The sequence below is a fragment of the Enterobacter cloacae complex sp. 2022EL-00981 genome (assembly GCF_028737495.1).
GTDB lineage: Bacteria > Pseudomonadota > Gammaproteobacteria > Enterobacterales > Enterobacteriaceae > Enterobacter > Enterobacter cloacae.
Window position 1 is genome coordinate 91,073 of record NZ_JAQZRK010000003.1, and the last position, 20,364, is coordinate 111,436.

Annotated in this window: 16 protein-coding genes, 1 other RNA gene and 1 pseudogene; 9 read left to right on the forward strand and 9 right to left on the reverse strand. The window is 54.9% G+C overall.

Annotated elements, in window-relative coordinates; genetic code table 11:
* From PUZ33_RS03980 to kbaZ, 7 genes are all read right to left on the reverse strand, one after another.
* The gene (locus PUZ33_RS03980) at positions 1 to 1,149 is read right to left on the reverse strand and encodes an SIS domain-containing protein (protein WP_046887346.1); all 1,149 of its coding nucleotides are present in this window, start codon (positions 1,147 to 1,149) and stop codon (positions 1 to 3) included.
* Positions 1,150 to 1,395: 246 nt separating this feature from the next.
* Positions 1,396 to 2,529: an N-acetylglucosamine-6-phosphate deacetylase gene (gene nagA / locus PUZ33_RS03985; RefSeq protein ID WP_062676611.1), complete on the reverse strand. Its 1,134-nt coding sequence runs from the start codon at positions 2,527 to 2,529 to the stop codon at positions 1,396 to 1,398.
* Positions 2,526 to 2,960 carry a PTS galactosamine/N-acetylgalactosamine transporter subunit IIA gene (gene agaF, locus PUZ33_RS03990; RefSeq protein ID WP_029883376.1) on the reverse strand — a complete coding sequence of 145 codons (435 nt, stop codon included), beginning with the start codon at positions 2,958 to 2,960 and terminating at the stop codon, positions 2,526 to 2,528. Before agaF ends, nagA begins: the two co-directional genes overlap by 4 nt.
* Before the next feature lie 16 nt (positions 2,961 to 2,976).
* The gene (gene agaE / locus PUZ33_RS03995; protein ID WP_058680262.1) at positions 2,977 to 3,855 is read right to left on the reverse strand and encodes a PTS N-acetylgalactosamine transporter subunit IID; all 879 of its coding nucleotides are present in this window, start codon (positions 3,853 to 3,855) and stop codon (positions 2,977 to 2,979) included.
* A complete protein-coding gene (gene agaW / locus PUZ33_RS04000) occupies positions 3,845 to 4,624 on the reverse strand; it encodes a PTS N-acetylgalactosamine transporter subunit IIC (RefSeq protein WP_038983591.1) in 780 nt (259 codons plus the stop codon). Before agaW ends, agaE begins: the two co-directional genes overlap by 11 nt.
* Before the next feature lie 10 nt (positions 4,625 to 4,634).
* Positions 4,635 to 5,108 (reverse strand): PTS N-acetylgalactosamine transporter subunit IIB, encoded by a 474-nt coding sequence (gene agaV / locus PUZ33_RS04005; protein ID WP_013098888.1) that lies wholly within the window; start codon positions 5,106 to 5,108, stop codon positions 4,635 to 4,637.
* Positions 5,109 to 5,127: 19 nt separating this feature from the next.
* Positions 5,128 to 6,435 carry a tagatose-bisphosphate aldolase subunit KbaZ gene (gene kbaZ / locus PUZ33_RS04010; RefSeq protein WP_058680263.1) on the reverse strand — a complete coding sequence of 436 codons (1,308 nt, stop codon included), beginning with the start codon at positions 6,433 to 6,435 and terminating at the stop codon, positions 5,128 to 5,130.
* Between the two features lie 239 nt (positions 6,436 to 6,674).
* On the opposite strand from kbaZ, the gene PUZ33_RS04015 reads away from it, so the two are divergent.
* On the forward strand, positions 6,675 to 7,484 hold the full coding sequence (locus PUZ33_RS04015; RefSeq protein WP_013098886.1) for a DeoR family transcriptional regulator: 810 nt from the start codon (positions 6,675 to 6,677) through the stop codon (positions 7,482 to 7,484).
* A gap of 98 nt (positions 7,485 to 7,582) precedes the next feature.
* Here PUZ33_RS04015 and garD read toward each other — a convergent pair whose 3' ends face one another.
* Positions 7,583 to 9,154, reverse strand: coding sequence for a galactarate dehydratase (gene garD / locus PUZ33_RS04020; protein ID WP_058680264.1), 1,572 nt, complete (start codon positions 9,152 to 9,154; stop codon positions 7,583 to 7,585).
* A gap of 352 nt (positions 9,155 to 9,506) precedes the next feature.
* Here garD and garL point away from each other — a divergent pair, with 352 nt between their 5' ends.
* From garL to pflB, 8 genes are all read left to right on the forward strand, one after another.
* Positions 9,507 to 10,277 carry a 2-dehydro-3-deoxyglucarate aldolase gene (gene garL, locus PUZ33_RS04025; protein ID WP_013098883.1) on the forward strand — a complete coding sequence of 257 codons (771 nt, stop codon included), beginning with the start codon at positions 9,507 to 9,509 and terminating at the stop codon, positions 10,275 to 10,277.
* Positions 10,278 to 10,298: 21 nt separating this feature from the next.
* Positions 10,299 to 11,189, forward strand: a complete 891-nt coding sequence (garR, locus tag PUZ33_RS04030; RefSeq protein ID WP_013098882.1) for a 2-hydroxy-3-oxopropionate reductase — start codon at positions 10,299 to 10,301, stop codon at positions 11,187 to 11,189.
* Positions 11,190 to 11,248: 59 nt separating this feature from the next.
* An RNA gene (rnpB, locus tag PUZ33_RS04035) (RNase P RNA component class A) lies at positions 11,249 to 11,627 on the forward strand.
* 797 nt (positions 11,628 to 12,424) lie between these two features.
* Entirely contained in the window at positions 12,425 to 13,345 is a 921-nt protein-coding gene (gene tdcA, locus PUZ33_RS04040; protein WP_038983586.1) for a transcriptional regulator TdcA, read from the forward strand.
* 119 nt (positions 13,346 to 13,464) lie between these two features.
* Positions 13,465 to 14,454 carry a bifunctional threonine ammonia-lyase/L-serine ammonia-lyase TdcB gene (gene tdcB / locus PUZ33_RS04045; protein ID WP_038983796.1) on the forward strand — a complete coding sequence of 330 codons (990 nt, stop codon included), beginning with the start codon at positions 13,465 to 13,467 and terminating at the stop codon, positions 14,452 to 14,454.
* A 9-nt stretch (positions 14,455 to 14,463) separates the two neighbouring features.
* Entirely contained in the window at positions 14,464 to 15,795 is a 1,332-nt protein-coding gene (tdcC, locus tag PUZ33_RS04050) for a threonine/serine transporter TdcC (protein WP_013098878.1), read from the forward strand.
* A gap of 30 nt (positions 15,796 to 15,825) precedes the next feature.
* Complete coding sequence (gene tdcD, locus PUZ33_RS04055) at positions 15,826 to 17,034, forward strand: propionate kinase (protein ID WP_058680265.1); 1,209 nt, start codon at positions 15,826 to 15,828, stop codon at positions 17,032 to 17,034.
* 15 nt (positions 17,035 to 17,049) lie between these two features.
* Entirely contained in the window at positions 17,050 to 19,344 is a 2,295-nt protein-coding gene (gene pflB, locus PUZ33_RS04060; protein WP_058680266.1) for a formate C-acetyltransferase, read from the forward strand.
* A 42-nt stretch (positions 19,345 to 19,386) separates the two neighbouring features.
* Here pflB and PUZ33_RS04065 read toward each other — a convergent pair.
* Positions 19,387 to 20,364 (reverse strand): annotated as a pseudogene (locus PUZ33_RS04065) (DUF3396 domain-containing protein); the annotation flags it as partial.

Consider the following 20,364-nt stretch of genomic DNA (forward strand, 5'->3'; position numbering starts at 1 on the left):
TTAAGCCTGCCACGGGTGAATAACAACGCCCTGTACCACGCGGTTGACCGTGCCGCTGGCGGATGGCGTATCGGGTGTATTGCCCACGCTGAGGGACTGGGACAGCGCAAAGACCTGGGCGTACATCAGGAAGCAGAACGCCTGTTCCATATCAATAAACGGGCGTGAAGGCGGCAGCAGGATGTGCGGGCCCGCTTCAATCACCGGATCGTTTTCAGCGGCGATGGCGACAACGCGCAGGGCCTGGCGATCGCGACGCAATTCGGCCAGAAGATCCAGATCGTACTGACGCGTATACGGATGGCTGGAGATAAACACCACCACCAGCGTTTCGTTATCTACCAGCGACTTAGGCCCGTGACGGAACCCCGTTGGGGAATCGTAGAATGCCGCCAGCTTGCCCGCGGTCAGTTCCAGTACCTTCAGCGCCGATTCCCGCGCCGCCCCCTGCAGGCCACCGCTTCCCAGGTAGACGATCCGTTTCCAGGGCTCGTTACCAAATACGCCATGGCGGAAATCACCAAGTGAGGTGAGGATCGCCTGACAGCGATCGGCCACGTCGCGGAAGGTGTTGCTGTTGATCGTCTCTGGCGCGAATACGGCCAGGCAGCTTGCCATCATGGTGGTGATACTGCTGGTCATCGCGAAACCGCGATCGTGCGTTTCGGCAGGCATCAGCAGGGCACAGGCGTTATCACTGTCGATAGCGCTCTGATACAGGTTTCCCGCCTCGTTACAGGTGATCGACAGGTGGTAGCACTCCGGCACGAACTGATTGGCCAGCTCAACGGCGGCGACGCTCTCAGGGCTGTTACCGGAACGGGCAAATGAGATCAGCAGCAGCGGATGTGCAGGGCTGAAGTAATCCATCGGGTTTGTGACCAGATCGGTTGTCGGAACGGCGCTGATGTTTTTCCCGGTGTGGCTCGCAAGCCATGGCGCAATGATATCGCCTATAAACGCGGACGTGCCCGCGCCGGTCAGTACGATCCGCAGATCGTGCTTACGCAGCAGTGGCGTCAGGAAACTGTCAATCGAGGAGCGCAAATTATCGATGTTGTGGAGCGAGCGGATCCAGCTGGCAGGCTGCTGGCGGATCTCTTCTTCGGTCCAGGTGCCGGTGGTGGCGGTGGGAGTGATCTGTGGCATAACTCAGTCCTTAGTCGTGTGAATTCCACATCAGACGCTGGCAAATGTGTCGCTATCTTTCGTTTCGTTTCACTTGTTCACTTAAGCAGTTAAATAAAATCTATAGAAAAGAAATCGAAAGTTCAATGAAAGAAAAGAAATAAAACGAAAAGTGTGATCGCGAAAGGAAAGGGTAAACTTAAGGAAAGGAAAAGAAAGGCCTTACGGTTTGGCGCCATAAAGCCAAAAGGAGACACAATAAAAGGGCTAAAGGGGGAGAGCCTGGCCCTGAATCCAGATCTGCTGAAGGTGTAAACCGTCATCCAGCGCAATAATATTGGCGCGTTTCCCTGGCGCTAAGGAGCCAAGCTGATGATCAATGCCCAGCAGGCGGGCAGGATGCAGCGAAGCCATATGAATAGCCTCTTCTGCTGTCACGCCCGCATGTTCCACCATATGCCTGACGGCGGCATCCAGCGACAGCGTGCTTCCCGCCAGCCCGCCGGAGGCGGTTTTCACTACGCCGTGGTGCATTGTGACCTCTTCGCCACAGAGCATATACTGCCCGTCCGGCATACCTGCCGCCTGCATGGCATCGGTAATCAGCACCACGCGGTCCTTCGCACAGCAGCTGCATATACGCATGGCGCCCGGATGAACATGATGACCGTCGGCAATAAGCTCCAGCCACGCCCGTTTGTCCGTCAGCCCGGCACCGACCATACCCGGCGCTCTGTGGTGCAGCCCCGTCATACCGTTAAAGCAGTGCACCAGTCCGTCTGCACCGGCGTCAAAGGCGGCGAGGGTTTGCTCGTACGTGGCGCCACTGTGGCCCAGCATCACACGGATACCCCGCTGCTTCAGGTGGCGAATGGCCTGTAGCGCGCCGGGCTTTTCCGGTGCCAGTGCCACCACCTTCAGCGTGTTGTGCGATACCGCAATCAACGCGTCCAGCTCGGCGATATCCAGTTCACGAAACAGTGCAGGCGGATGCGCCCCTTTGTTCTGCGGCGTAAAGTACGGGCCCTCCAGATAGCTGCCCAGAATCTGCGCGCCAGGGCCGCCTGACTGACAGCGTCGGGCGATCCGCGTGAGTGCGCCGTGAATCGCCTCCAGCGGCGCGGTGACCGTCGTGGGCAAAAATGCCCCGACGCCTTCACGTGCTTTATGAAGAGCCAAAACGTTCAGCGCATCGGGGGCGTCATCCATCACATCCACACCCATGCCACCATGAACGTGAATATCGATGTACGCCGGACAAAGCTGCCGGGCATCGCGAGCGTTAACCCCCGCAGGGACAGGTTCAATCGCCGTGATAACGCCGTTCTCGATACGAAGCTGGTGGTCATCCAGCCAGCCCTGTTCGGTCAGTACCCGCCGCGCGCGCAGTAGCTGACTCATATCCCTTCCTCAGCGGGAGCTTCCTCGCGACAGCGGCCAAGCTCATCTACCAGGCTCGTCAGACCACGGTGACCACACTCCAGCGCCTGCCGACGAAACGCTTCGCTGCTCAGACCCTCACGTTCGAGCACCATCTCCAGCAGCAATTGCAGGTTGGTGCCGGTGATCACTTCGCTGCCCGGTCTTTTCATAGCGAGCGTAGAAGCAACGCGAAACGGCGTCCCGCCCAGCAGATCGGTAAGGAACACAATATCGTGCCGGGCATCGAGCTCGCTCACCGCCTGCTCAAGCTCCGCTGTCAGCCGCGCGGTGGTGGAGGTTTCCGGAAAATCGATGGCGATAAACTGCGGCTGCTCGCCGAGGATTTGCTTCATAGCCTGCTCAAGCCCGCTGGCAAATCCACCGTGACCCGTCAAAATAATGCCTAACATCGCAACCTCTTTGTTTTTACAGGAAGTGACAGAATTTACCGACAACACCCAGCACCACGGTGATACCAATCAGCCGCAGCGGGCTCCAGCCACGACGCACTAACCAGAACATGGTCAGGGTGTAGACCAGCGGCAGAAACGCAGGCATCAGCTTATCGATAACGTCAGCCTGCAGTTTAACGACCGCATCCCCGGCTTTGATTTCGAGTGTGGTATTGAGACGAACATAGGTTGCCACCAGCGCACCGATTACCGTCATCCCGACGATGGAAGCCGCATGGCCGACCTTTTTAGTATTGGCTTTGATCAACGGAATGGCTGCGACGCCCATCCGGTAAGCGTAATGCGCCAGGCCAAAACGCAGGCCGAGATGCACCACGTTAAACAGCACGATAAACACCACCGCACCCAGAATCGAACCTTGCAGCGCCAGGCTGGCGCCGATACCGCCGCAGATAGGCAACAGGGTCAGCCAGAACATGGCGTCACCAATGCCGCCAAGCGGCGCACCGACGGCAATTTTGGTGCTCTGGATGCTGTTTACATCCTGTTTGGAGCGTTCCATCGCCAGAATAATGCCAATAACAAAGGTCACCAGGAACGGGTGGGTATTAAAGAACCCCATGTGACCTTTCATGGCGCGTGCCAGATCGCGCTTGTTGGTATGGATCTTTTTCAACGCAGGCAGTAACCCGTAAAGCCAGCCGGAGGCCTGCATACGTTCATAGTTGAATGAGGCCTGCAGCAGCATAGAACGCCAGGCGACGCGGTTGATGTCCTTTTTGGTCAGTTCGGCACCGATGCTCTGGTCTTCGTAGAAGTTTTCATTGACGCCGGTCAGCAGCGTCTCTTCACTTTCAGACACGCCCGGTAATGTTGTGTGATTAGATGCCATCTTCGAATTCCTCTTTCTGGGCTGCAGGCGCCGCCGGTTCAGGTGATTTACGCATCAGGTCTATCAAAGCCATGGCCAGCGCGGCAGCGGCAATCGCCAGAACCGGAAGCTTGAGCCAGGCCGCAGCGACAAAACCGATAATGAAGTAGGGGATGTAGACGTTTTTCATCATTATTTTGAGCAGCACGGCAAAGCCAATGGCAGGCATGATGCCGCCCGCGACGCCAAGGCCATCAATCAGGCGCTCCGGCAGCACATCAATGGCGGTTTTCGCGTGCTCCGCACCAAAGTAAATGGGCAGAAATGCGCACAAGAAATAGAAGAGGCCAAGTGCCAGCAGAGCCAGATAGTTAACCCGTTCAATGCCGTTGGTATCTGCATTAGCCGCCATGCGATCGCAGCGGGACATCACGCCGGACATTACCGAGAAGAGGAAAGTAATTCCCATCTGTACCGCGACGGCAAACGGCACGGCGACCCCGACGGCGACATCCGGTTTCACGCCTGTGGTGATGGCAAACGTGGTCCCGACGATGGTGCCGATAATGACGTTTGGCGGCTGTGCGCCCGCGAGCGGTGCCAGACCCATCCAGACCAGCTCTAACGTCCCGCCGGTTAAAATCCCGGTGTGCAGATCGCCAAGGATCAGGCCAACTAGCGGCCCGAGTACGACCGGACGGTGCATGTGTGTTAAGCCATTAAACATATCCAGACCCGCGATAAAGGCGAGAAGCCCCAGCGCGAAAGCCTGCAACAGACTGATTTCCATTGTGAATCCCTCAAAGCAGTTTAAAGAGATCCAAAGCAGTCTCTGTTGGAACGCCCTGAACGAAGCATTCCACCCCGGCCGCTTTCAGGCCGTTGAAGGCGGCTATGTCGTCCGCGTCTACAGATACCGTTTTGGCAATTTGTTGTTTGCCACTGGCGTAGTGCATGTTTCCTACATTGATACGGGTGATGGGCACGCCCCCCTCAACCAGCTTCAGAAAATCAGCGGGAGATTTACAGACCAGCAGAATTTTCTGGCGGTCAGCGGCGCGATGAATGTTGTCGATCACTTTTTGCAAAGACCAGAAACGCACGGCGATCCCCTCCGCGAGCACCATTTCCATCAGGTTCTGTTGAACCGGATCCTCTGCCACCTCGTCATTCGCGACCAGTACCAGGTTCGCCCCCGCGAACCCCACCCATTGCACGCCCACCTGACCGTGGATCAGACGTTCATCAATTCGGCATAAGACAATGTTTGGCATAGCTTTTTCCTCTTTTTAATTATGCATGCTGAGTCGTTACGCCTTCGCAGGCGGCGTGGTACTGCTGAAGTATGTCCTGAATGTGGTTGATGATGAGTTCTCGCGGCGTTGACTTGAGAGCCCCCTCGCGAACTTTGCTGTACTGCAACGGCAGATACTGGCTAATCAGCGGCAACGGTAGCGGTTCGTCCGCCAGGTTACGCACCAAACGTTCAAAGGCATCGTCAATCTGGCTGTCCGGCCAGTAGTAGCGTACGCGGTCAGAGTAGCTGTAGCCACGCGCCAGGCGGCGTGCGTTGCTGTCGCCATGGTAGTGGCTTTGCCAGTATTCCGGCCGATCGAGCATCACGTTTTCCAGCACGTGACGCAGGCCCGAGCTGGCTTTCGCTGGCAGCAGCTCTTCTTCTATGGCAGCCAGCGCAAAGAGTGCCTCACGCAGAGCGAAGGTAAGGGCCGGGCCGACTTTTAAAATGGCGAAGTGGTCCTTTACCAGCTGGCGAAGCGCCTGTGGCGTCTGGTAGTCGGTAGAGTGCGCTTCAAAAACCAGCGTATCGTAGGCTTCAACCATGGTGCTCAGGGCATGGGCTTTTTGCGGCTGGTAGTCACAGACGTGCGCATGGTCGAACTCCACGCCAGGCTGAACCACCAGGCCAATAATGCGTGGCCAGATGTCACCTAACCCTTCCTTTTCAAACGCATGACGATGCGCCTCAAGCGTCGCGCGAGCCGCGTCCGGCGTGGTGACTTCAAGCTCGGTAAGCGTTTCGTGCGCGCCACCCGGCACGGGGACTTCAGTGCCAATGACATAGACCAGATCGGATTCACCAGACTGTTCACGGCAGGTCTGTTCGGCGACTTTCGCCAGACGTGCCGCGCGTTCGGCGACGATCGCGTCGGTCAAAGGAACCGGATCATCCTCGCAGGACATACTGCAGTCGAGGTGGATCTTTTTGAACCCGGCTGCGACATAGCTTTTAATAAGATCGTCAGCATTGGACATCGCTTCCTGCGCGGGCAGGTGTTGCCAGCGGTTTGGCCCTAAGTGGTCGCCGCCGAGGATCAGCTGTGACGCGGGGAAGCCAAGAGAGTCCGCCAGCTTGCGGACGAACCCGTAAAAGTCGGCGGGCGTCATGCCGGTGTAACCGCCAAACTGATCGACCTGGTTTGAGGTTGCTTCAATCAGCAGCGGCGTTTGTTGCGAATGGGCGTAACGAATTGCAGCTTCAAGTACTAATGGATGTGCGGAACAGACGGCATAAATCCCGTTTGTATTCCCCCGTTTATGTTGTTCCACCATATCAGTCAGATGTTTCACTTTCCTCTCCATTTCGGATGGTGATGGTATTCATCTTTCGTTTTGTTTCATTTGATACTGCATTATGGTGGTATAAAAATAAAACGAAAGATAATAGTTTTCCGATCTGTTTCACAAAAGAAACGCAATGAAAGGTTTCAGCGTCGGGAAGGGGAGGGTAAGAACGGTAGATGGGGCTTGCATTCCCCTAAAAGAAAGGCCTTAATAGGCAAAACGAAATGAAACGAAAGTTTATTTATAAAGGATCGCGTATGAGCAGCACTGATTCCTCCGCGGAAAAGCGCATCACCGGCACCAGTGAAAGGCGAGAGCAGATCATTCAGCGGTTGCGGGCGCAGGGAAGCGTACAGGTTAACGATCTTTCCCATTTATACGGCGTGTCGACGGTCACGATCCGCAACGATCTGGCTTTTCTGGAGAAGCAAGGTATCGCCGTTCGCGCCTATGGCGGCGCGTTGATTTGCGAAGGCAATGTGCCGGGCGTTGAACCCTCCGTTGAAGATAAAAGCTCGCTGAATACTGCCGTGAAGCGCAGCATCGCGAAGGTTGCCGCAGAACTGGTAAAGCCAGGGCATCGCATCATTCTGGATTCGGGTACCACAACATTTGAAATTGCCCGAATGCTGCGCCAGCACACGGATGTGATTGCCATGACCAATGGCATGAACGTCGCGAACGCTTTGCTGGAAGCGGAAGGAGTGGAACTGCTGATGACAGGCGGGCATCTGCGCCGTCAGTCGCAATCCTTCTATGGCGACCAGGCGGAGCAGTCATTACAGAATTATCACTTCGATCTTTTGTTCCTGGGCGTTGACGCCATCGATCTCGATCGCGGTGTGAGCACGCACAACGAAGACGAGGCGCGCCTCAACCGCCGGATGTGCGAAGTGGCAGAGCGTATTATTGTCGTGACCGACTCCAGCAAATTTAACCGCTCGAGCCTGCATAAAATCATTGATACACAACGGATTGATATGATTATTGTCGACGAAGGCATTCCGGCGGAGAGCCTGGATGGGTTGCGTAAAAGCGGGATCGATGTGGTGTTGGTGAAAGGGTAGTTTCTCCCCTCACCCTAACCCTCTCCCCACAGGGGAGAGGGGACTGCTCGGTGCGGTTTTTACCCTCTCCCCTGTGGAGAGGGCAGGGTGAGGGGCTATCACGTCACCGGTGCCGGGTTAAACACCGCCAGCTGATTGTGCAGCCCCCACTGGTCCGAGAAGGTTTTCTTCCTGCCGCTCGCCACATCCAGAATAAAGTGGAACAGCTTCCAGCCTACCTCTTCTATGCTCTCTTCCCCGGTGGCGATGGTGCCTGCGTTAATGTCCATTAGGTCATACCAGCGGTTAGCCAGCTCAGTGCGGGTCGCCATTTTAATAACAGGCACCGCCATCAGGCCGTACGGCGTACCGCGTCCGGTGGTAAAGACCTGCACCGTAATACCGGAAGCCACCTGCTGGGTGCCGCAAACAAAGTCACTGGCCGGGGTTGCCGCGTAGATCAGGCCGCGTTTCGTTGGGCGCTGGCCCGGCGAGAGGACTTCTACAATGGCACTTTGACCGGATTTGGCGATAGAGCCGAGCGCTTTTTCCACCACGTTCGCCAGGCCCCCTTTTTTGTTCCCCGGAGAGGGGTTGGCGCTGCGGTCGGTTTTTCCCATATCGAGGTAATTATCGTACCAGGCCATCTCTTCGAGCAGGCGTTTGCCCACCTCTTCGTTGATGGCGCGTGGCGTGAGTAGATGGATGGCATCTCGCACTTCTGTCACTTCAGAGAACATCACCGTGGCCCCGCAGCGAACAAACAGGTCGGAGGCATAACCCACCGCCGGGTTGGCGGTCACGCCGGAAAACGCATCGCTGCCGCCACATTGTGTACCAATCACCAGCTCGGAAGCCGGGCAGGTCTCACGTTGACGCGTATTGAGTTTAGCCAGATGACGCTCTGCAACCTCAAGGATATCGTCAACCATCGAACGGAAACCAACGTGGTGTTCGTCCTGCAGACGTACAATGCTGGCCTCATCGGCCGGAATGGCTTTTACATCCTCGGTGCCCTGCAGCAGGCGCTCAGGCTGTAGCTTTTCACAACCCAGGCCTATCACCATCACTTCGCCACCAAAGTTCGGGTTCAGGGCGATATTGTGGATAGTTCGGATTGGCACCACGGCCGCAGGGGCATTGATCGCCACGCCGCAGCCGTAAAGGTGATTCAGCCCCACCACGCCATCAACGTTCGGGTACTTTGGCAGCAGATCGCGCTCGATGAGTTTCACCACATAATCCACCACGCCTGCCACACAGTGAACGCTGGTGGTAATGCCGAGCAGATTCTTGGTTCCAACGCTGCCGTCTGCGTTGCGATAGCCTTCAAAGGTGTACCCTTCCAGCGGTGGCAGCGGCTCCGGGACGCGGGTCGCCAGCGGCAGGGTGTTCAACGGTGGGGCTTCTGGCAACTCAACCAGAGACTCATCAATCCAGCTGCCTTGCGGAATGGCACGGACGGCATAGCCAATGACTTCACCATAACGCACGATTTCACCCTGGGCCGGGATATCCACCAGCGCCACTTTATGCCCCTGCGGAATATGTTCAATCAGCTCCAGGCCATCCGGGAAGCGGGTTCCGGCTTTTAAGCCATTGTCGTTCACAATAATTGCCACATTATCCGTGTCGTGAACTTTTATATAGAACGCCGTCGGCAACGCTTGTCGAATTTCAATGTCGGCCATTGTTCAATATTCTCCAGCAAAGAATTTGATAATAAATACAGCCAATTTTCTTATGGCAAAAATAAAAACGCAGCTTGCGAAAATAGAGCATGTCAGGAGACAGAACGTGAGAATGTGATCGCGATCGCTCCCGAACCAGTAATGGCTGATTCTGTGCATCAGCGCCCAGTGGTTTGTGCATATGCTCAAAATATTATTGAAACAGAGCGTAACACTTGAGCATTAAAACAATGTGCTGCCGGAAAGTGGCGATTATACTGAATGACGATTTTATCACGCTGAAATAGAGAATAAATATAACGCTGGTAATAAATATACTGACCAGGGCTGCGGAATTAAAAAGGTAAATACGATGAATAACGCTATCTTCCCAAATAAATTTAAAGCGGCGCTTGCGGCGCACCAGATTCAAATTGGATGCTGGTCCGCACTGGCAAACCCAATCAGCACCGAAGTGCTGGGTCTGGCGGGGTTCGACTGGCTGGTGCTTGATGGCGAGCATGCGCCGAACGATATCAGCACCTTTATTCCGCAGCTGATGGCGCTCAAAGGCAGCCAGAGCGCGCCGGTGGTCCGCGTCCCCACGAACGAGCCGGTGATCATCAAGCGCCTGCTGGATATCGGCTTCTACAACTTCCTGATCCCGTTTGTCGAAACGCAGGAGGAGGCGGCACAGGCCGTGGCGTCAACACGCTATCCGCCGGAAGGGATCCGCGGCGTCTCCGTTTCGCATCGCGCCAACATGTTTGGCACCGTACCGGACTACTTTGCGCAGTCCAACAGCAACATCACTATTCTGGTACAGATTGAGAGTCAGCAGGGTGTCGATAACGTGGATGCCATCGCCGCCACCGAGGGCGTGGACGGCATTTTCGTCGGCCCAAGCGATCTGGCGGCCGCGTTTGGGCACCTGGGCAATGCGGGTCACCCGGATGTGCAGCGCGCCATCCAGCACATCTTTGCCCGCGCCAAAGCGCACGGCAAACCGTGTGGCATTCTGGCGCCGGTTGAAGCAGACGCACGCCGCTATCTGGAGTGGGGCGCGACCTTCGTTGCCGTCGGCAGCGACCTCGGCGTATTCCGTTCTGCGACGCAGAAATTAGCGGACGCTTTTAAAAAATAACCATCTTGAGGAAAACAGATTATGACGCTGAAAGTGGGTTTTATTGGCCTCGGCATTATGGGCAAACCAATGAGTAAAAACCTCATCAAAGCAGGATACTCCCTGGTGGTTTCAGACCATAATTCGCAGGCCGTGGCCGAAGTGATGGCGGCTGGCGCAGAAACCGCCACCACAGCCAAAGCGATTGCCGAGCAGTGCGATGTCATTATCACCATGCTGCCAAACTCTCCCCATGTAAAAGAGGTCGCGCTGGGTGAGAACGGCATTATCGACGGCGCGAAGCCGGGCCTGGTGTTGATCGACATGAGCTCCATCGCACCGCTGGCCAGCCGGGAAATCAGCGAGGCGCTGAAAGCGAAAGGCGTCGAGATGCTCGATGCCCCGGTGAGCGGCGGTGAACCGAAAGCCATCGACGGTACGTTGTCGGTCATGGTCGGCGGCGATAAGGCGATTTTTGACAAATACTACGATCTGATGAAAGCGATGGCCGGTTCCGTGGTGCACACCGGGGAGATTGGCGCGGGTAACGTAACCAAGCTGGCAAACCAGGTGATTGTGGCGCTGAATATTGCCGCCATGTCGGAGGCGCTCACTCTGGCCACCAAAGCGGGCGTCAACCCGGATCTGGTTTACCAGGCGATCCGCGGTGGGCTGGCGGGTAGCACGGTGCTGGACGCTAAAGCGCCGATGGTGATGGATCGTAACTTCAAACCCGGTTTCCGTATCGACCTGCACATTAAAGATCTGGCTAACGCGCTGGACACTTCACACGGCGTAGGGGCCCAACTGCCGCTGACCGCCGCCGTCATGGAGATGATGCAGGCGCTACGTGCCGATGGCCTGGGCACCGCTGACCACAGTGCCATTGCGTGCTACTACGAAAAACTGGCGAAGGTGGAAGTCTCCCGTTAATTTCGGCTTCCCTACAGCCAAGGGTGACAGCGGCGTGCAAACCCACTATACTGCGCGCCGAAGCTGACCAGACAGTCGCCGCTTCGTCGTCGTCCACCTTCGGGTGGAGACGGGCGGAGGGGAGGAAAGTCCGGGCTCCATAGGGCAGGGTGCCAGGTAACGCCTGGGGGGGAAACCCACGACCAGTGCAACAGAGAGCAAACCGCCGATGGCCCACGCAAGTGGGATCAGGTAAGGGTGAAAGGGTGCGGTAAGAGCGCACCGCGCGGCTGGTAACAGTCCGTGGCACGGTAAACTCCACCCGGAGCAAGGCCAAATAGGGGTTCACATGGTACGGCCCGTACTGAACCCGGGTAGGCTGCTTGAGCCAGTGAGCGATTGCTGGCCTAGATGAATGACTGTCCACGACAGAACCCGGCTTATCGGTCAGCTTCAACTTCTTAGAAAACCCCGCTTCGGCGGGGTTTTTGCTATCTGCGCTAAAAGAGATGAATGACTGTCCACTCCGCTTTCTATGAAAGAACGCGGCTTATCGGTCAGCTTCAACTTCTTAGAGAACCCCGCTTCGGCGGGGTTTTTGCTTAATGGGGCATGTACGCAGGTTAAGCGCAGCGCCACCCGGCAACCCCCCAAACGACACCAATTCTCATATTTGCGACATTAAGCACATTTCACTGTTTTCTCCATTCATTGCCGCTCTGCTGTCTAATCCTGATCGTTATCACAAAATTTACCGCTAAAAAATCCTGAATTCTGAGTATGATTAATTTGTTATGAATGTTAACTGGATGATCCCGAATGTTTTCTTATTTGATATGCATATTTTGAAATTAAAAACATTCACCCTAAGAATGTGTGACGTATTCCACTCTTTCCCGAACCTCTGTCAAATTACGCCCGTAAATTTCGAAAAACTGAAAGAATGTTTCACATGAATAATGGCTATTTATTGTTCTTTAATTGCCTGAAAGATAGTCTTTATTGATTTTTTAAACGCAGCAAAATTTATCCGGGTTATCGCCATAAAATAAATTTATTACCGCCATTTTTGTTGATCAATATCAGCGTAATAGCGTATTTGGTTGGTTGTATTTTATTGATTTAAAAGGATTTTAATGGGGTTTGGTAGTTCCTGGTAAGGGTACGAAAAGGCAAATTGTGAGTAACAGCACATACCCCCTGAAACAATATTGAGTAGAATCCACCCCGTCATAGGGAAATAAGCGCAGAATATTATGAACACTATTATTCTACCGAAAACACAGCACCTCGTGGTATTTCAGGAAGTCATTAAAAGTGGCTCCATAGGTTCTGCAGCAAGACAACTGGGTCTGACGCAACCCGCCGTCAGCAAAATTATCAGTGACATCGAATCTTACTTCGGTGTGGAAGTGATGGTGCGTAAAAACACGGGCGTAAAACTGACGGCGGCGGGCCAGGTTCTGCTCTCGTACTCAGAGTCGATCACCCGTGAGATGAAAAACATGGTGAGCGAGATTAACAGCCTCAGTTTTAGCACCGTCATGGACGTCTCGTTTGGTTATCCCTCGCTGATTGGCTTCACGTTCCTCTCTGAAATGATCAAAAAATTCAAGGAAGTATTCCCGAAAGCGCGGGTCTCCATGTATGAAGCACAGCTCTCTTCTTTCCTTCCCGCCATTCGTGACGGGCGGCTGGACTTTGCCATCGGCACGCTGAGTGATGAAATGCTGCTGCAGGATCTGCATGTCGAGCCGCTGTTCGAGTCTGAATTTGTGCTGGTGGCCAGCAAATCACGAACGTGCACCGCCCCGACGACACTGGCATCGCTCACCCATGAGCAGTGGGTGATGCCGCAAACCGACATGGGCTACTACAAAGAACTTCTGACCACCCTGCAAGACAACCACATCAGTATTGAAAACATCGTCCAGACCGATTCCGTCGTCACCATTTATAACCTTGTCCTCAATGCCGACTACCTGACGGTGATCCCCCGCGACATGATTGCGCCGTTCGGTTCAGACCAGTTTATTGTACTGCCAGTGGAAGATGAATTACCGGTGGCACGCTATGCCGCCGTGTGGTCAAAAAATTACAGAATTAAAAAATCAGCGTCAGTGTTAGTTGAGCTGGCGAAACAATATGCGTCACTGACCAGTGAACGACGACGATGAATAATTAATTTCCAAATAAGTACTGCCTATTTTTTGAAAAACACCCCAGAGCTTATTTTAGTTGTGCTCTGATACCCTGACTTTGCCCGAAAAGAATGAATTATTATAACGAGGATATTATGCATATTACCTACGATCTCCCGGTAACCATTGAAGATATTCAGGACGCCAGAAAACGACTGGCAGGAAAGATATATAAAACCGGCATGCCTCGCTCGAATTATCTCAGCGAACGCTGTAAGGGTGAAATCTTTCTGAAGTTTGAAAATATGCAGCGTACCGGCTCCTTCAAAATTCGCGGCGCGTTTAATAAATTAAGCTCGCTGACCGATGCTGAAAGACGTAAAGGTGTTGTGGCCTGCTCTGCGGGAAACCATGCGCAGGGCGTCTCCCTTTCCTGTGCCATGCTCGGCATCGACGGCAAAGTGGTGATGCCGATGGGCGCGCCAAAATCCAAAGTTGCCGCCACGCGTGACTACTCGGCGGAAGTGGTGCTGCACGGCGAGAACTTCAACGACACAATCGCCAAAGTGAGCGAAATCGTCGAGATGGAAGGGCGTATTTTTATCCCGCCTTATGATGACCCAAAAGTGATCGCTGGCCAGGGTACTATCGGCCTCGAAATTCTAGAAGATTTATACGATGTGGATAACGTCATTGTGCCGATCGGCGGTGGCGGGTTAATTGCTGGCATCGCAACGGCAATAAAATCGATTAACCCGACCATTAATATTATCGGCGTACAGTCTGAAAACGTTCACGGTATGGCGGCGTCGTATCAGGCGGGTGAAATTATTAACCATCGGGTTACCGGCACATTAGCAGACGGCTGCGACGTTTCTCGTCCGGGTAAATTAACCTTCGAAATTGTTCGTGAATTAGTCGACGACATTGTGCTGGTCAGCGAAGACGATATTCGCAACAGCATGATTGCGTTAATTCAGCGAAACAAAGTGGTGACCGAAGGGGCGGGGGCGCTGGCCTGCGCGGCGTTATTGAGCGGCAAGCTCGACCATTATATTCAGGGGCGCAAAACCGTCTGCATTATTTCCGGCGGCAATATCGATCTCTCTCGTGTTTCCCAAATTACCGGCTTCGTTGACGCATAAGGATGACCTATGAGCAACACTGAAAGCATTATCGTTGGCCAGACAAAAACGTCCTCCTGGCGTAAGTCAGACACCACCTGGACGCTGGGATTGTTTGGTACCGCCATTGGCGCAGGCGTGCTGTTCTTCCCTATTCGTGCAGGTTTTGGCGGCTTGATCCCTATCCTGCTGATGCTGCTTCTCGCGTTCCCGATTGCGTTCTACTGCCACCGCGCGCTGGCGCGTCTGTGCCTGTCCGGTAGCAACGTTTCCGGCAATATCACCGAAACGGTGGAGGAGCATTTTGGTAAAACAGGCGGAGTGGTCATCACGTTCCTCTACTTCTTCGCCATTTGCCCGCTGCTGTGGATTTACGGCGTCACCATTACCAACACCTTTATGACCTTCTGGGAAAACCAGCTCCAGATGCCGGCGCTAAACCGCGGCGTGGTGGCGCTGTTCCTGCTGCTGCTGATGGCCTTTGTGATCTGGTTCGGTAAAGACCTGATGGTGAAGGTCATGAGCTATCTGGTATTCCCGTTTATCGCCAGTCTGGTGCTGATTTCCCTGTCGCTGATCCCTTACTGGAACTCGGCGGTGATCGACCAGGTTAACCTGAGCGATATCGCCTTCACCGGCCATGATGGCATACTGGTGACGGTGTGGCTGGGGATCTCCATCATGGTCTTCTCCTTTAACTTCTCGCCGATTGTCTCCTCGTTTGTGGTCTCCAAGCGCGAAGAGTACGAACCGGAGTTCGGTAAAGACTTCACCGAGCAGAAATGCTCCAGAATCATCGGCCGCGCCAGCCTGCTGATGGTCGCCGTGGTGATGTTCTTCGCCTTTAGCTGCCTGTTTACGCTCTCTCCGCAGAACATGGCTGATGCCAAAGCGCAGAACATTCCGGTGCTCTCTTATCTGGCGAACCATTTTGCGTCGATGTCAGGCACCAAATCGACGTTTGCGACGGTGCTGGAATACGGCGCCTCTATCATCGCGCTGGTCGCAATCTTCAAATCTTTCTTCGGCCATTATCTGGGCACGCTGGAAGGGCTGAACGGCCTGATCCTGAAGTTCGGGTATAAGGGCGATAAGAAGAAGGTCTCGGTGGGCAAACTGAACACCATCAGCATGGTCTTCATCATGGGCTCCACCTGGGTTGTCGCGTATGCCAACCCGAACATTCTGGACCTTATTGAGGCCATGGGAGCACCCATCATCGCTTCTCTGCTGTGTCTGCTGCCGATGTATGCCATCCGCAAAGCCCCGGCAATGGCGAAGTATAAGGGCAGACCCGAGAACATCTTCGTCACCGTTGTCGGCCTGCTGACCATCCTGAATATCGTTTACAAACTGTTCTAAATCAATGCTCAGGAAGAGCGGAGTCACACCATGATTGAGTTTCCGGTTGTACTGGTTATTAACTGCGGTTCGTCCTCTGTTAAGTTTTCAGTGCTCGATGCCAGCAGCTGCGATGCCCTGATGACGGGCATTGCCGACGGTATCAACACTGAAAAAGCCTTTATTTCCGTGAACGGGGGTGAGCCAGCCACACTGGCTCACCATGACTACGAAGGGGCGCTGGCTGCCATCGCCCTGGAGCTGGAGAAGCGTGACCTGATGAGCAGCGTGGCCTTAATTGGCCACCGCATTGCCCACGGCGGTGAACGCTTCAGCGAGTCGACCCTTATCACGGAGCAGGTTATCAACGAGATCCGCCAGGTTTCTTCTCTGGCACCACTGCACAACTACGCCAACTTAAGCGGTGTAGAAGCGGCGGAACGCCTGTTCCCTAACGTTCAGCAGGTAGCGGTGTTTGACACCAGTTTCCATCAGACGTTGCCGCCGCAGGCGTATCTGTACGGGTTGCCGTACCGTTACTTTGAGGAGCTGGGCGTGCGGCGCTACGGTTTTCACGGCACTTCCCACCGCTACGTTGCCGGGCAGGCGCATACGCTTCTCGGGCTTTCGCCGGACGACAGCGGGTTAGTGATTGCCCACTTGGGTAATGGCGCGTCGATTTGCGCGGTTCGTAATGGCAAAAGCGTTGATACCTCGATGGGGATGACGCCGCTGGAAGGGCTGATGATGGGCACGCGCTGTGGTGACGTGGATTTTGGCGCGATGGCGTGGATTGCCCAGCAAACCGGCCAGTCGTTCGAGGATCTGGAGCGTGTGGTTAACAAAGAATCTGGCTTGCTGGGGATCTCCGGGATTTCCGCCGATCTCAGGACGCTGGAAAAAGCCTGGCGCGAGGGAAATCCGCGGGCGCAGCTGGCGATAAATACCTTTGTGCACCGCATTGCACGGCATATCGCCGGCCACGCGGCGTCGCTGCATCGCCTGGACGGGGTGGTGTTTACCGGAGGGATTGGCGAGAACTCTACGCTCATCCGCAGGCTGGTAGCAGAACATCTCAAGGTCTTTGGCCTCATCCTCGACGAGACCCGCAACGCCCTGCCTGGCAGCGCGGGTGAACGCATCATCAGCGCCGATACGTCCCGCGTGGCGTGTGCGGTGATCCCTACCAATGAAGAAAAAATGATCGCGCTGGACGCCCTCCGTCTTGGGAAGGTTACCCCGGCTGCGGCTTACGCCTGACAGAGCGAGAATCTCATGAAAGTAATGATTGATACGCGCGTTGCGCCTTACAGCGACGCATGGGCCGGGTTTCGCGGTGAAGAATGGAAAGACGCCGTTAACGTGCGCGATTTTATTCAGCATAACTACACCCCTTATGAAGGCGACGAAACTTTCCTCGCGCAGGCGACGCCAGCAACGACGGCGCTGTGGCAAAAGGTGATGGTGGGGATTCGCCAGGAAAATGCCACCCACGCCCCGGTGGATTTCGATACCAACATCGCCACTACCATTACCGCTCACGGACCGGGCTATATCGACCGGGAGCTGGAGACCATCGTCGGCCTGCAAACCGATAAGCCGCTCAAGCGTGCCCTGCATCCGTATGGTGGGATCAACATGATCCGCAGCTCGTTCGAAGCCTACGGCCGCGAGATGGATCCGCAGTTCGAATACCTGTTTACCGACCTGCGTAAAACCCATAACCAGGGCGTGTTTGACGTCTACTCACCGGAGATGATGCGTTGCCGTAAATCGGGCGTACTGACCGGGTTGCCGGACGGCTACGGACGCGGGCGCATCATCGGCGACTACCGCCGCGTGGCGCTGTACGGCATCAGCTATCTGGTGCGTGAGCGTGAACTGCAGTTCGCGGATCTGCAGCCGAGACTGGAACGCGGCGAGGATCTGGAGGCGACGATCCGCCTGCGCGAAGAGCTGGCGGAGCATAAGCGCGCGCTGCTGCAGATCCAGCAGATGGCGGCGAACTACGGCTTTGATATCTCGCGTCCGGCGATGAACGCGCAGGAAGCGGTGCAGTGGCTGTACTTTGCCTACCTGGCCGCGGTGAAATCCCAGAACGGTGGGGCGATGTCGCTGGGGCGTACCGCGTCATTCCTCGATATCTACATTGAACGCGATATGCAGGCCGGACGCCTTAGCGAGGTACAGGCCCAGGAGCTTATCGACCACTTCATCATGAAGATCCGCATGGTGCGTTTCCTGCGTACGCCGGAGTTCGACACGCTCTTCTCTGGCGATCCGATCTGGGCGACGGAGGTGATTGGCGGAATGGGGCTGGACGGCCGCACGCTGGTGACCAAAAACAGCTTCCGCTATCTGCACACGCTGCACACCATGGGGCCTGCGCCAGAGCCAAACCTGACGATCCTGTGGTCTGAACAACTGCCGATCGCGTTCAAGAAATACGCCGCGCAGGTCTCGATTGTCACCTCGTCGCTGCAGTATGAGAACGACGATCTGATGCGTGCCGACTTCAACAGCGACGACTACGCCATTGCCTGCTGCGTCAGCCCGATGGTGATCGGCAAGCAGATGCAGTTCTTTGGTGCCCGCGCCAACCTCGCCAAAACGCTGCTGTATGCGATCAACGGCGGGGTGGATGAGAAGCTGAAGATCCAGGTCGGGCCGAAAACCGCGCCGCTGCTGGACGAGGTGCTGGACTACGACACCGTGATGGCGAGCCTGGATCACTTTATGGACTGGCTGGCGGTACAGTACATCAGTGCGCTGAATCTCATTCACTACATGCATGATAAGTACAGCTACGAAGCCTCGCTGATGGCGCTGCACGATCGGGACGTCTACCGCACCATGGCCTGCGGTATCGCCGGACTGTCGGTGGCCGCCGATTCCCTGTCGGCCATTAAATATGCGACGGTGAAACCGGTGCGCGACCATACCGGTCTGGCGGTCGATTTTGTCATTGAAGGGGATTATCCGCAGTACGGTAACAACGACGATCGCGTGGACAGCATCGCCTGTGACCTGGTGGAGCGCTTTATGAAGAAAATTCAGGCGTTACCAACCTATCGTAACGCGGTGCCGACCCAGTCGATCCTGACCATCACCTCGAACGTGGTGTACGGCCAGAAGACCGGCAACACGCCAGACGGACGCCGGGGCGGCACGCCGTTTGCGCCGGGTGCCAACCCAATGCACGGACGTGACAGAAAAGGGGCAGTGGCGTCGTTAACCTCGGTTGCCAAGTTGCCGTTCACCTACGCCAAGGATGGGATCTCTTACACCTTCTCCATCGTGCCGCAGGCGCTGGGCAAGGACGAGCTGGTACGCAAAACCAACCTTGTGGGGCTGCTGGACGGGTACTTCCACCACGAAACAGCCATCGAGGGCGGGCAGCATCTGAACGTCAACGTCATGAACCGGGAAATGCTGCTGGACGCCATTGAGCACCCGGAAAATTACCCGAACCTGACGATCCGCGTTTCGGGGTATGCGGTGCGGTTTAATGCCCTGACGCGCGAGCAGCAGCAGGATGTGATTTCAAGGACGTTTACGCAGGCGATGTAAAATATGTCATTCAGCCCCCTTAATAAAAAGGGGGCTTTTTCATTCCAGCAGGGCGCTGGCCTCATCGAAGCGGGCAAACCACTTCATGGAGGATACTTCATCAAACTGGTGATTTTCGTATTCTGAATAGAAATGCAGCCCCTTATGCCCGTCATAACGAATCGGGCGAATAATCTGGTTCACTTTTACCAGTAAGGGAGGAAGGCTTTCCGTCTGCTTTTCCCCCAGTGACGGAGGTAACTCACCGGCTTTCATAATGACCCCGTTGCAATAGGGGAGCAGGCTGATTTCCGGTGTTTTCACCAGGCGGCGTGTGACTGTGCCTTTTCCTCCGAGCTTTTCCAGCCACGGCGTACCCAGAATAGTGTACCAGCAGGCACCCTTGAGTCCTTCAACCGCCTCCCCGCCTTCCAGTGTGCCCAGAGAGTCCACCATTACACCGGAAAAGCGCTGTGCCAGGGCATACTCATATGGGAACATCCGTTCAAAGGCATAGGGCAGAATAAATGACAGTCCTGCATAGCCGCTTTCAACTTTAAAAGTGTTACATAACCACACCAGCCAGGATTCATACCGTTCCTTACCGTCCGGCTCTTTTAACAGGGAAAGGGGAAAAATCAGTTTAATAACGGAGCGGTTATTTTCATTGTGGAATATACGTTTTCCCATAATAAGAATTTCATAATCCGGAGCATGGTAATCCGTATCGACGCTTCCCAAATACCAGGAAAAGATCTCCTCAGGCGTTGAGTCCAGGATCTGCTGCCGTTTTTTCTGATAGTTTTTATCTGTAATGCCAACCCACTTCGGTGCCATGGTTTTCTTCAGATACAGCTTAAACTCCTCGTAATAACGATCCACACATTCCACCATTTTGCGGCGGACATCCGGCGTATGGCCGTTTTTAAAAAATACGGTGATAATCAGCCCGAGATTGACCGCCGGGCTGCCGTCTTTGTATTTCACCGATGCTTCCGGCAGCCATTTTTCGATATAGTTTAGTTCCAGATCCTTTAACAT